Origin of the sequence: uncultured Microscilla sp., assembly GCF_947493425.1 — a bacterium.
In the GTDB taxonomy this organism is placed as follows: domain Bacteria; phylum Bacteroidota; class Bacteroidia; order Cytophagales; family Microscillaceae; genus Microscilla.
This window is the reverse complement of record NZ_CANLRP010000729.1, coordinates 1-207: the sequence shown is the minus strand read 5'-3', so window position 1 is coordinate 207 and position 207 is coordinate 1. Positions and strand designations below refer to the sequence as shown.

The 207-nt window shown below is 56.5% G+C and carries 1 protein-coding gene; it reads left to right on the top strand.

Annotated features, from left to right (window positions below):
- A partial coding sequence (locus Q0954_RS34975) for a hypothetical protein (protein WP_299466969.1) occupies positions 1–207 on the top strand: 207 nt, incomplete at both ends.

Here is a 207-nt window from a genome sequence, read left to right as displayed (position 1 = left end):
CCAGGAGAAGTTGAGCAAGCACGAGGCTATTTTGAAGTGTAAGTCGCTGTTGGGTGCTCCTGGTGGTGGGGGAGTGGTGGCGCCTTCTTTGGTTCAGGCGCAGCCTGGCGTACCCGAAAAAGTGCGTATTCAGACGATGACGGCGGTTTTTACTCACTTTCGGCGGGCTTTTGCTCAAAGTAAGGCGGCTCAGGCGTACATGGGGCG